This is a genomic window from Streptomyces violaceorubidus, from assembly GCF_000717995.1.
Lineage (GTDB): Bacteria > Actinomycetota > Actinomycetes > Streptomycetales > Streptomycetaceae > Streptomyces > Streptomyces violaceorubidus.
The window spans coordinates 687,801-699,456 of the sequence record NZ_JODM01000001.1 but is presented as its reverse complement, the minus strand read 5'-3'; the positions used below and the strand labels follow the sequence as shown (position 1 = coordinate 699,456).

8 protein-coding genes are annotated in these 11,656 nt (G+C 70.3%); 4 read left to right on the top strand and 4 right to left on the bottom strand.

What is annotated here, in order from left to right; all coding sequences use genetic code 11:
* Positions 1 to 31: 31 nt before the first annotated feature.
* The 3 genes from IE94_RS0103250 to IE94_RS0103240 form a co-directional block, all read right to left on the bottom strand.
* Entirely contained in the window at positions 32 to 1,063 is a 1,032-nt protein-coding gene (locus tag IE94_RS0103250) for an ABC transporter permease (protein WP_030145826.1), read from the bottom strand.
* Positions 1,064 to 1,944: 881 nt separating this feature from the next.
* The gene (gene typA, locus IE94_RS0103245; protein ID WP_030145825.1) at positions 1,945 to 3,861 is read right to left on the bottom strand and encodes a translational GTPase TypA; all 1,917 of its coding nucleotides are present in this window, start codon (positions 3,859 to 3,861) and stop codon (positions 1,945 to 1,947) included.
* 133 nt (positions 3,862 to 3,994) lie between these two features.
* Positions 3,995 to 6,283 (bottom strand): ABC transporter family substrate-binding protein, encoded by a 2,289-nt coding sequence (locus IE94_RS0103240; RefSeq protein WP_030145824.1) that lies wholly within the window; start codon positions 6,281 to 6,283, stop codon positions 3,995 to 3,997.
* Positions 6,284 to 6,617: 334 nt separating this feature from the next.
* Here IE94_RS0103240 and IE94_RS0103235 point away from each other — a divergent pair, with 334 nt between their 5' ends.
* Genes IE94_RS0103235 through IE94_RS0103220 form a run of 4 tightly spaced genes read left to right on the top strand, consistent with a single transcriptional unit; the run spans position 6,618 to position 10,528 of the window.
* On the top strand, positions 6,618 to 6,908 hold the full coding sequence (locus IE94_RS0103235; RefSeq protein ID WP_030145823.1) for a hypothetical protein: 291 nt from the start codon (positions 6,618 to 6,620) through the stop codon (positions 6,906 to 6,908).
* A gap of 28 nt (positions 6,909 to 6,936) precedes the next feature.
* Positions 6,937 to 7,773 (top strand): hypothetical protein, encoded by an 837-nt coding sequence (locus tag IE94_RS0103230; protein WP_030145822.1) that lies wholly within the window; start codon positions 6,937 to 6,939, stop codon positions 7,771 to 7,773.
* 26 nt (positions 7,774 to 7,799) lie between these two features.
* Positions 7,800 to 9,749, top strand: coding sequence for a fumarate reductase/succinate dehydrogenase flavoprotein subunit (locus IE94_RS0103225; protein WP_030145821.1), 1,950 nt, complete (start codon positions 7,800 to 7,802; stop codon positions 9,747 to 9,749).
* Complete coding sequence (locus IE94_RS0103220) at positions 9,746 to 10,528, top strand: succinate dehydrogenase/fumarate reductase iron-sulfur subunit (RefSeq protein ID WP_030145820.1); 783 nt, start codon at positions 9,746 to 9,748, stop codon at positions 10,526 to 10,528. The genes IE94_RS0103225 and IE94_RS0103220 overlap by 4 nt, the downstream gene beginning before the upstream one ends.
* Here the strand turns inward: IE94_RS0103220 and IE94_RS0103215 are convergent.
* Positions 10,525 to 11,652, bottom strand: coding sequence for a glycoside hydrolase family 18 protein (locus IE94_RS0103215; RefSeq protein WP_245235160.1), 1,128 nt, complete (start codon positions 11,650 to 11,652; stop codon positions 10,525 to 10,527). The two genes, IE94_RS0103220 and IE94_RS0103215, sit on opposite strands and share 4 nt — an antisense overlap.
* Positions 11,653 to 11,656: the final 4 nt, after the last annotated feature.

The following is an 11,656-nucleotide window of genomic DNA, read 5'->3' as shown; positions in this document are numbered from 1 at the left end:
GGCGAGGGTGTGGGGGGGGTTCCCCTTGGCCTCAGCGGTTTCCCTTGGGGTCGAAGGCGTCCCGGACCGAGTCACCGAGGAGGTTGAAGGCCACGATGAAGATCACCATGGCGACTCCGGGGAAGAGCATGTAGTAGGGGTCCTGCTCGATGATGTCCGCGCCGATGGCGAACATCCGTCCCCAGTCCGGCGTGGGCTCGACGTACCCCACGCCCACGAAGGACAGGAACGCGATGCTGAGGATGGTGCTCGGCAGCGTCAGCGTCGCCTGTACCAGCGTCGGAGTCACGATGTTGGGCAGCAGTTCCTTGCGGAGGATGCGCCAGGGCGAGGCCCCGGAGATCCGGGCGGCCTCGATGAACTCCCGGTCGCGCAGGGACATCGTGGCGCCCCGGACGATGCGGGCCATGCTCATCCAGCCCAGGAAGGACAGCACGATGATGATCGCGGCGGCGCGCACGTAGGTGGGCGTCTCCTTGTCCGGGGCAACGAACACGGTGGTGATGACGGGCATCGCGGCGACGAAGAACAGCTGGCTGGGCAGGGCCATGAAGAAGTCGGTGATCCGGCCGAGCCAGTAGTCGACCTTGCCGCCGAAGTAGCCGCCGGCCAGACCGATCAGGACACCCAGCACGGTCATGATGATGGTCGCCGCCAGCGCGGTGGCCATCGAATTGCGCATGCCGTACAGCAGCTGGGTGAACACGTCGCGGCCCAGGCCCGGCTCGATGCCGAACCAGAAGTTGCCGTCGATGCCGCCGAAGGGCGCGGCGGGCATGGTGAACATGTCCAGGAGGTCGGGATTGTCCTGCCCGTACAGCGTGTACGGGTCCTTGCCGTAGACCTTCGAGATCAGCGGCGCCGCCGCGGCGATCACGAAGAAGAACAGGACGACGCAGGCAGAGATCACACCGGCCCGGTCGCGCTTGAAGCGCGCCCACATCAACTGGCCGGGCTTGCGCCCCTCCGGCTCCTTGGGCTTCGGGGCGTCACCCTGCGGCGCGCTCTCTTTGTCCAAGACGGAAGAGGCTTCAGCACCCTCAATCTCGATTGGACTCGTCATGATTCGTCCATTTCACAGGTTGGAGGTCGTCGGGAGCGCACAGCGGTCCGACGGCCTTCGCACGGCGTCTGTCTTGCGCGGCGCGCGAGGGGAACAACGACGGAGGGGCGACAACGCCCCCGGAGAACCCTGGTTCGCGGTCGGGACTACCGACCGGCGGCACACGACGTCAAGGAAGTTCGCGACGCCGGGCCGCTGCCGCATCCACCGTGACGGCACTGAACGCACCCGCGGGGCCTACACCTGCCATCGGGGACGACGCGACCCATATGGCGCTTGTGGCACCTCGCATGGGTTCCTCCTCATGAATCCGCTGGTTCACCGCAAAGAGGAACACCCGACACATTCCGGCCATCGGCCGATGATGAGATCGCTGCGTACCCTCACGCTCGCGAGCCTGCGCCCCGTCAGCGCGTGACCCGTCTGTCCGAGCTCTACGCGCCTAACTATCTGCCATCCTCCGGGGAACGAACCACTGGTTCGAGGTCTCGGTTCGATCACAGATAGAGGCTAGATCTTCCAAAATCCGGACAAAGGGTTTGGTACGAGATCGCTGCGAAACGGACTTGTTACACATCTAACGGTGGTGACTGTCCGTATAACGGACGTCCGCGCGACGAAAATTGATTGCGCGTAACGCGCGGTGGGTGCAAGCTGAGCCGCAGGTGTGTCCCGCGCCCGGCATGTGTGCCGACGCCGGCCGCCGGTCCTCCGGACGGGGCCGCCCGTCGGTACTCCGGGCGAAGTGCTCCCGCGCAGGTTAGTGCGGGCCCGCCCTCCCCGTGCCGCCCCACCGGGAAATCGAGGGTTTTCCCTACGCCAAACGGCACCGGGCCACCACGTGAGCCGTGGCGTCCGGTGCCGTGCGTCGTGCGGTGGGGTCAGCCGTGCTTGGCGCGGCTGGCGGCCCGGGCGCGCTCGCGGGCGTCCAGGTTCACCTTGCGGATCCGGACGGCCTCCGGGGTCACCTCGACGCACTCGTCGTCGCGGCAGAACTCCAGGGACTGCTCCAGGGAGAGCTTGCGCGGCGGGACGATCGCCTCGAAGGAGTCGGCCGAGGACGACCGCATGTTGGTGAGCTTCTTCTCCTTGGTGATGTTGACGTCCATGTCGTCGGCGCGGGAGTTCTCGCCGACGATCATGCCCTCGTACACCTCGGTGCCCGGGTCGGTGAACAGCACGCCGCGCTCCTGGAGGTTGGTCATCGCGAACGCGGTGACGGCACCGGAGCGGTCGGCGACCAGCGAGCCGTTGTTGCGGGTCGTCAGGGCGCCGAACCAGGGCTCGTGGCCCTCGTGGATGGAGTGGGCGATGCCGGTGCCGCGGGTCTGGGTGAGGAACTCCGTCCGGAATCCGATCAGACCGCGGGAGGGGACCACGAACTCCATGCGGACCCAGCCGGAGCCGTGGTTGGACATGTTGTCCATCCGGCCCTTGCGCACGCCCATGAGCTGCGTGACGGCGCCCATGTGCTCCTCGGGCACGTCGATCGTCATGCGCTCGACGGGCTCGTACGTCTTGCCCTCGACCTCCTTGGTGACGACCTGCGGCTTGCCGATCGTCAGCTCGAAGCCCTCGCGGCGCATCTGCTCGACCAGGATGGCCAGCGCCAGCTCACCGCGGCCCTGCACCTCCCAGGCGTCGGGGCGCTCGGTGTCCAGGACGCGGAGCGAGACGTTGCCGATCAGCTCGCGGTCCAGACGGTCCTTGACCTGGCGGGCGGTGACCTTGCGGTCCTTGACGACCGCCTTGTTGTCCGCGCCCTTGCCGGTGGCGCCGCGGCCGACCAGCGGGGAGGTGTTGGTGCCGATGGTCATGGAGATCGCGGGCTCGTCGACCGTGATGAGCGGCAGCGGGACCGGGTTCTCGACGTCGGCGAGGGTCTCGCCGATCATGATCTCGGGGATGCCCGCGACGGCGCAGATGTCACCGGGGCCGGCCTTCTCGGCGGGCTTGCGGGTGAGCGCCTCGGTCATCATCAGCTCGGAGATCCGCACGTTCTGCACGGAGCCGTCGCGCTTCATCCAGGCGACGGTCTGCCCCTTCTTCAGCTCGCCCTGGTGCACGCGCAGCAGCGCGATGCGGCCGAGGAAGTTGTCGGCGTCCAGGTTGGTCACGTGCGCCTGGAGCGGGGCGTCGGCGTCGTAGGTCGGCGCCGGGATGTAGTCCAGGATCGTCGAGAAGAACGGCTCCAGGCTGGTGGAGTCGGTCGGGACCGTGCCGTCCTCGGGCTTGGTGAGGGAGGCGACGCCGTCCCGCCCGCAGGCGTAGACGATCGGGAACTCGATCTGCTCCTCATCGGCGTCCAGGTCGAGGAAGAGGTCGTACGTCTCGTTGACGACCTCGTCGATCCGGGCGTCGGGGCGGTCCGTCTTGTTGATGCACAGGATGATCGGCAGCCGCTGGGCGAGTGCCTTGCGCAGCACGAAGCGGGTCTGCGGCAGCGGACCCTCCGAGGCGTCCACGAGCAGCACGACACCGTCCACCATCGACAGACCGCGCTCGACCTCCCCGCCGAAGTCGGCGTGGCCGGGGGTGTCGATGATGTTGATGGTGATGACGTCGCCGCCATCCTTGGGGTGGTACTTCACCGCCGTATTCTTGGCGAGGATCGTGATGCCCTTCTCACGCTCCAGGTCGTTCGAGTCCATCATGCGGTCGTCGACGCCTTCGAGCTGGTGCGCGGCGAAGGCACCGGCCTGCTTGAGCATTCCGTCGACGATCGTGGTCTTGCCGTGGTCGACGTGGGCAACGATGGCAACGTTGCGGATGTCGTGACGCGTTGTAGACGCGGTCATGTGAGGCGTACTCCCGGAGCGTGTGAGGACGGCCCTCGCGGACGTCCGTGTCACGCGGGCCTGCCGGGCGGTACATGCCACGGCCTCACCCAATGGTACGGGGCCCCGGGGGCTGCGGCTTGCCGGGAGGGTTTCAGGACGAGGGTGAGGCCGAGGACGAGGCGGAGGGCCGGGAGCCCTGGGCGCCCTTCTTGAGGAAGCCGATGTCCTCGTAGCCGGGGGTCTCGAAGCCGAAGGCTCCCGCGTTGGCGAGGTTCTTGCGGGCCGCCACCAGCTGGGGGCGCTGGTAGAGGGGAACGGAGCCCGCCGCCGCCCAGATCCGCGAGTCGGCCTTGCGCAGCAGGTCCCGGGCCTCCTTCTGGTCCAGGGTGGCCATGGCCCGGTCGAAGAGCTGGTCGACCTGGTCGGTGCCGACCCGGGTGTAGTTCTGCGCGACGTTCAGGGAACCGTCGGCGGCCGGGACGGGCTTGGCGTAGATGGGGCGGGCGTCGGTGGCCGGGAAGGCGGAGGCGGGCCAGGAGTAGAGCGCCAGGTCGTACTCGCCGGCGGCGATGTGGTCCTTGAAGTAGCTCTCGTCCGGGACCTTGGTGACCTCGGTGCCGATGCCGATCTCCTTCAGCATGTCCGTGATGCGGTCGGCCACGGTGCGCAGGGTCTCGGAGCCGGGGCCCGAGGGGAGCACGAAGCGCAGGGTGAGCGCCTTGCCGTCCTTGGCGAGCGGGGCCGCCGCCGAGCCGGCCGGGGCCGCGGTGCCCTTGGGGGCGTAGGCGCCGGGGGCGCCGCCCTGCGCGGTGTTCTTGCCGCTGCTGTGCTTCTCGCCGCTCTCCTGGTCGGCGCCGTCCTTGGCGTCGTCACCGCCGTCGTTCTTGCCGTCCTCGCCGACGATGTACGTGCCGTCGTCGTCGCCCCCGGACTGCTGCTCGTCCTGCTCCGCTGCGTCCTTCTCGGCCTTCTCGGCCGCGTCTTCCTTGTCTGCCTTGTCCGCCTTGTCCTTGTCGGCCTTCTCGGCGCCGGCCGCCTCCTCGCCGTCCTTCTTCTTCACCGGGCCGCCGGAGACCCATCCGGCGTCCGCGAGCAGGGCGCGGGCCTCCTTGGCGTTCTGCTCGCCGAGCGCGCCGCTGCCGTCGGCGTAGGCGGGCTGGCCGGACAGCGCGAGGTGGCTGCCCACGGGCTCGGTGGGCAGGCCGAGCGGCTTGAGCACCGCCTTGGCCAGCTTCCCGCGGTCCAGGGCACGGGCCACGGCCCTGCGGACGCGCTCGTCGGCGAGGGGGCCGTCGGAGCCGTTGAGGGCGAGCTGGGTGTAGGCGGGCTCCAGGGACTTGCGGACCTCGAAGCCGCTCAGGGCCCGCTGACGGCGCCGGGCCTTCGCCTGCGTCTCCTGCCGCTCCTCGCGGGCGAGGACCTCCTCCTCGGCGGCCTCCTCGTCGGAGCCGTTGGCGATGGCCCAGGAGCGCAGCGCCTGTGCGGCGGACCTGCCCTGCGGGCCGGGGGCGGGGGTGCCCCCGGGGCCCATGAGCGGGGTGCCGGTGGCGGGGTCCCGGGGCGCTGCGGCCAGACCGACCTCGTCGGCGGTCTCCGGGTCGATCTCGGCCAGGTCGAGCTTGCCGGCGACCAGCTCGGAGACCCGCTCGTCGCGGGGGACGGCCCGCAGCACGATCTGGTCCAGCTTCGCCGGCTCGCCCCACCAGCGGGGGTTTCCGGTGAGGACGACCCGGTCGCCCTTGGTGTCGACCTTCTTGACCGCGAAGGGGCCGGCGCTGACCTTGAGTGTCCGCCGCGCACCGTCGTTGAAGGCGTCGGGGGTGCCCGTGACGTCCTTCGGGTACAGGGGCGTGAACAGGGCCTGCCAGTCGGCGTAGGGCCGGCTGAAGGTGACCTTGACCTCCAGGTCGTTCGCGCCGCGCTCGATCTTCTCGATGCGGTCGTAGCCGGCGTTGCGGGCGGTCCAGTAGGCGCTGTCCTTGCCGGACAGGGCGCGCCACTGGGCGGCGAAGTCCGCGGCGCCGATCTCCCGGCCGTCGCTCCAGACGGCCTGCTGGTTCAGCTTGTAGACGACGACCTGCTTGGGCTCGGTGTCGACGACCTCGGCCGACTCCAGGTAGTCGGGGTTGCGCACCGGGCTGCCGGTCTCGTCGATCCGGTACATCGAGGGCAGTACGGCCTGGGCGATGCGGGTCGTGGTGGCGTCGGCGTCCGACTGGAAGGCGTTCAGCGTGTCCGGCACGGAGTCCGCGGCCCAGCGCAGGGTGCCGCCGTCGGAGATCCTGGCGCGGGACGCGGCGGCGACGTCCTGTTCGGCGAGCGGCTTGCTCGACGATTCCTCGGAGGTGCAGCCGGCCAGCGCGGGGACGGCGAGGACGCCCGCGGTGAGGAAGGCGACCGAACGCGTGACCGCGCGCGGTCCGACGCCGACGTGGGACATCTCTGCTACCTCCGGTAGGCCGCGGGCATGGTGGCCGCTGGGAGCGCCATATGCGCTGTAAGCGTGATGTGCGGTATTCAAGTTGATCATTTGTATCCGGACGGGGATGCGGCCACTGAAGGGGAAACGGTTCGGCCACGCGGGGAGACACGGCGACGACGGTGCGTAACGCCACCCGTGCGGCGCAACGCCACCCGCGGTGCACCGACGCGCCCCGGCCAATCGCTGCACATCCCTTCCCAGCGACTGGTGTGACGCGCGACACTCTCAGGCGCACGAGTGTCGCTCCCCGCGCGGCGGCCCCTGCCGTGTCCGACGGAAGTGAGGTCACCTCTTGTCCGTGCACGACGATCTGTCAGCGGTGCAGCGCAGCCTCGACGAGCTGTCCCGGACGGTGACCCGGCTGGAACAGCAGTTGGGCAGCGGTGGTCTGGAGGTCCGCCGGGTCCGCACCGACACCGATCACCTGCGCGAGAGCCTCGCGCTGCTGCGGGCGGCAGCTGCCGCGCCAAACGCCCCGCGGCGCCCGGACCTCGTCCCGATCCCCGACACGCCGTACGACGGCTCGCTGTGGACGGACTCGGACGACGAGGGCCTCGGCGCCCGCGACCGCCGCGCTCCCTGATCCCGACCCGACCGACCGGAGTCGCCCCGTGGCAACTGGTACCGAACCTCCCGCCACCGAAGACCGTCCCTCCGGCGGTGGCGTCCACGCCCCGACGCGCGCCGCCATCCGCGCCCCGCACCTGCGCACCGACCGCTGGTGGCTGGCACCGGCCGCCACCGCCGCGGGCCTGCTGGCGTTCATCGCCTACTCGACCTGGCGGGCCTTCGCGAACGCCGACTACTACGCGGCCCCGTACGTCTCGCCCTTCTACTCCCCCTGTCTGGCGGAGAACTGCGAGCCGATGCGCTCGGGACCCAACTGGGAACTCTTCGGCACCTGGTGGGGCATCTCCCCCGCGATCATCATCCTGATCTTCCCGCTCGGCTTCCGCCTGACCTGCTACTACTACCGCAAGGCCTACTACCGGGGCTTCTGGGCGTCCCCGCCGGCCTGCGCGGTGGCCGAGCCGCACCGGAAGTACACGGGCGAGACCCGCTTCCCGCTGATCCTGCAGAACGTCCACCGGTACTTCTTCTTCGCGGCGCTGCTGGTCGCGGGCATCCTCACCTACGACACCGTGCTCGCCTTCCGCGACGAGCACTACGGGTGGGGCCACATGGGGCTCGGCACCCTGGTGTTCCTCGCCAACATCGCGCTGATCTGGGCGTACACCCTCTCCTGCCACTCCTGCCGGCACATCGTCGGCGGCAAGCTCAGGCACTTCTCGCGGCATCCCGTGCGCTACCGGATGTGGCAGCTGGTCGGCCGGCTCAACGCCCGGCACATGCAGCTCGCCTGGGCGTCGCTGGTGAGCGTGGCGCTCGCCGACTTCTACGTCTACCTGGTCGCCTCCGGTGCCTTCGACGATCCCCGCTTCTTCTGACGATTTCCGACGAGTGAGGCCTTCAGATGTCCGTGGTCGACCGGCAGGAATGGGACGTCGTCGTGGTGGGCGCGGGCGGCGCCGGGCTGCGCGCCGCGATCGAGGCCCGCGAGCGGGGCGCCCGTACGGCCGTGATCTGCAAGTCGCTGTTCGGCAAGGCGCACACCGTGATGGCCGAGGGCGGCATCGCCGCCTCCATGGGCAACGTCAACTCCGGGGACAACTGGCAGGTCCACTTCCGCGACACCATGCGCGGCGGCAAGTTCCTCAACCAGTGGCGGATGGCCGAGCTGCACGCCCAGGAGGCCCCGCAGCGGGTGTGGGAACTGGAGACCTGGGGCGCGCTGTTCGACCGCACGAAGGACGGCCGGATCTCTCAGCGCAACTTCGGCGGCCACGAGTACCCGCGCCTGGCCCACGTCGGCGACCGCACGGGCCTGGAGCTGATCCGCACCCTCCAGCAGAAGATCGTCTCGCTCCAGCAGGAGGACTTCCGTGAGACCGGCGACCACGAGTCGCGGCTGAAGGTCTTCCAGGAGTGCACGGTCACCCGTGTGCTCAAGGAGGGCCGCGCAGTCTCGGGCGTCTTCGGCTACGAGCGCGAGAGCGGCCGCTTCTTCGTCCTTCAGGCGCCCTCGGTGGTGATCGCCACCGGTGGCATCGGCAAGTCGTTCAAGGTGACGTCGAACTCGTGGGAGTACACCGGCGACGGCCACGCCCTGGCGCTGCTGGCCGGGGCGCCGCTGCTGAACATGGAGTTCGTGCAGTTCCACCCGACGGGCATGGTCTGGCCGCCCTCGGTGAAGGGCATCCTGGTCACCGAGTCGGTGCGCGGCGACGGCGGGGTGCTGAGGAACTCCGAGGGCAAGCGGTTCATGTTCGACTACGTCCCGGACGTCTTCAAGGAGAAGTACGCCGAGTCGGAGGCGGAGGGCGACCGCTGGTACGACGACCCGGACCACAACCGCCGCCCGCCCGAGCTGCTCCCCCGCGACGAGGTCGCCCGCGCGATCAACGCCGAGGTGAAGGAGGGCCGGGGCTCCCCGCACGGCGGGGTCTTCCTCGACGTGTCGACCCGGATGCCCCCCGACGTGATCAGGCGCCGGCTGCCGTCCATGTACCACCAGTTCAAGGAGCTGGCGGACGTCGACATCACCGCGGAGGCGATGGAGGTCGGCCCCACCTGCCACTACGTCATGGGCGGCGTCGCCGTCGACTCCGACACCGCCGCCGCGCGCGGGGTGCCGGGGCTGTTCGCCGCCGGTGAGGTGGCCGGCGGCATGCACGGTTCCAACCGGCTGGGCGGCAACTCGCTGTCCGACCTGCTGGTGTTCGGCCGCCGGGCGGGGCGGTACGCGGCCGAGTACGCGGCGGACCGGTCGGACGGCGGCGCGCGCACCCGGGTCGACGACGCGCAGGTCGACGCCGCCGCCGCGGAGGCACTGCGGCCGTTCTCCGCCGAGGCCGAGGTGCCCGGTGCCGGGCCGCCGGAGAACCCGTACACGCTCCACCAGGAACTCCAGCAGACCATGAACGACCTGGTGGGGATCATCCGCCGCGAGGCGGAGATGAAGCAGGCCCTGGAGAAGCTGGCGGAGCTGCGGGTACGCGCCCGCCGGGCCGGGGTGGAGGGGCACCGGCAGTTCAACCCGGGCTGGCACCTCGCCCTGGACCTGCGCAACATGCTGCTGGTCGGCGAGTGCGTGGCACGGGCCGCGCTGGAGCGCACCGAGTCGCGCGGCGGGCACACCCGCGAGGACCATCCCTCGATGGACCGGCGCTGGCGCCCGGCCAACCTGGTCTGCTCGCTGGCCGACCCGGCGGGCGACCTCGCGGCGATCGATCCCGAGCGCGGCCGGATCGCCCTGGAGCGGCAGACCACCGAGCCGATCCGGCCCGACCTGCTCGCCCTCTTCGACAAGGAGGAGCTGGTGAAGTACCTCGCCGACGAGGAACTGGAGGGCCTGTCCGAATGAGCGGCTACGAGGCCCGCTTCAAGGTGTGGCGCGGTGACGCGGAGGGCGGCAACCTGGCGGACTTCACCGTCGAGGTGAACGAGGGCGAGGTGGTCCTCGACATCATCCACCGCCTCCAGGCCACCCAGGCCCCCGATCTCGCGGTGCGCTGGAACTGCAAGGCGGGCAAGTGCGGTTCGTGCTCGGCCGAGATCAACGGGCGGCCGAGGCTGCTGTGCATGACCCGCATGTCCGTGTTCGCCCGTGAGGAGACGATCACGGTCACGCCGCTGCGCGCCTTCCCGGTGATCCGTGACCTGGTGACGGACGTCGGGTTCAACTACACCAAGGCCCGCGAGGTCCCGGCCTTCGTCCCGCCCGCCGACCTCGGACCCGGCGAGTACCGGATGATGCAGGAGGACGTGGACCGCTCGCAGGAGTTCCGCAAGTGCATCGAGTGCTTCCTGTGCCAGGACACCTGCCATGTCGTGCGGGACCACGAGGAGAACAAGCCCGCCTTCGCGGGCCCGCGCTTCCTCATGCGCGTCGCCGAACTGGACATGCACCCGCTGGACGCGGCCGGTGACAGCGGCCTGGACCGGTCACGCACCGCACAGGACGAGCACGGCCTGGGCTACTGCAACATCACCAAGTGCTGCACGGAGGTGTGCCCCGAGGGCATCCGGATCACGGACAACGCGCTGATCCCCCTCAAGGAACGCGCCGTGGACCGCAAGTACGACCCGCTGGTCTGGCTGGGGTCGAAGATCGGGCGCCGCCGCTCCCGGGACGGGTCCTAGCGGACCCAGCCGTCGCGGTACGACGCCCAGTCCTCCTCCGTCGCCGCGAAGTCGATGTACGCGGCGACGCCGAACCTCTCGCGGTCGGCGTCCGTGCGGGACAGGCCGAGGCGGACACCGCGGACGGCGGCGGCGACGGTCTCCGCGTGGTTCCAGTGGCCGAAGCGGTTCTCGTGGTAGAAGGGCAGGCCCATCAGGAGGTGGGTCGTGGGCGGGGTGGCCTCCAGCGCCAGTGCGGTCTGCTGGGCGACATAGCCGCCGTACAGGCTCTCCAGCGGCTGCATGGTGTCGTACGACATGACGGCGATCTGGTCGACGCGGCGGGCGACCTGGCCGAAGAACGCCTGCGACCACCACTTGGGGTGTCCGGCGACCGTGCCCCAGAAGGAGTGGAAGCCGGGCAGCGGGTCGATCTGGTGGGCGGCGACGGAGAGCTGCGCGTCCCGGGCGCGGGTGACGGCGCGGACGTTGTCGAGGAGGGAGAGGTAGTTCCGGTCGCCCGAGTGCAGCGGCTCCAGGTCGAGGTGGACGCCGTCGTAGCCCACGTCCAGGACCTGGCGGGCCGAGTCGACGACCGCGGCGCGGGTGGCGGCCTTCTCCAGGCGCATGCCGTCGGGGCTCTCGGTGGCGAGGACGTCGCCGAGGAAGGCCTGGACGCGGACGCCGGGCAGCTCCCGGTGCACCGCGTCGATCAGCCAACGGGCCTTGGGGTGGAGGGACTCGGGCAGCGTGCCGTCGTGTTCCATCGGGCCGGTGTGGACGTACAGGTCGCGGATGCCGGTCGCCTTGACGCGACGGGCGAAGGCGGCGAGGTCCGCGTCGTCCTTCCGGCCGTCGACCCAGGCGTGGCCGAGCCAGATCGCGTCGCGGTCGCGGGTGTGGGTGCCGTCCGCCGGGTCGCCCGTGTAGTTGACGCGCAGGGCGGTCTCGGCGGTGAGGAGGGGGAGGAGCAGGACCAGGAGGACGGCGAGGGTGATGCGGCGGGTGCGGCGGAGCCGCCCCTTCTTCGTGTTCCCCTCCGCACCATCCGTGCGGCTCTCGTCGTCGGGTGCGGGCGGCGCCGGTGGCCCGGCCTCGCCGTCGGCGGCTTTCGGTGCGGTGCTCCTCGGCTCCGTGTCCTCCACGGTG

Excerpts from the sequence above, each read along its gene's own strand:
- IE94_RS0103240 (WP_030145824.1), bottom strand. The coding sequence starts at position 6,283 with ATGTCCCACGTCGGCGTCGGACCGCGCGCGGTCACGCGTTCGGTCGCC.
- IE94_RS0103220 (WP_030145820.1), top strand. The coding sequence starts at position 9,746 with ATGAGCGGCTACGAGGCCCGCTTCAAGGTGTGGCGCGGTGACGCGGAG.
- IE94_RS0103225 (WP_030145821.1), top strand. The coding sequence starts at position 7,800 with ATGTCCGTGGTCGACCGGCAGGAATGGGACGTCGTCGTGGTGGGCGCG.
- IE94_RS0103250 (WP_030145826.1), bottom strand. The coding sequence starts at position 1,063 with ATGACGAGTCCAATCGAGATTGAGGGTGCTGAAGCCTCTTCCGTCTTG.
- typA (WP_030145825.1), bottom strand. The coding sequence starts at position 3,861 with ATGACCGCGTCTACAACGCGTCACGACATCCGCAACGTTGCCATCGTT.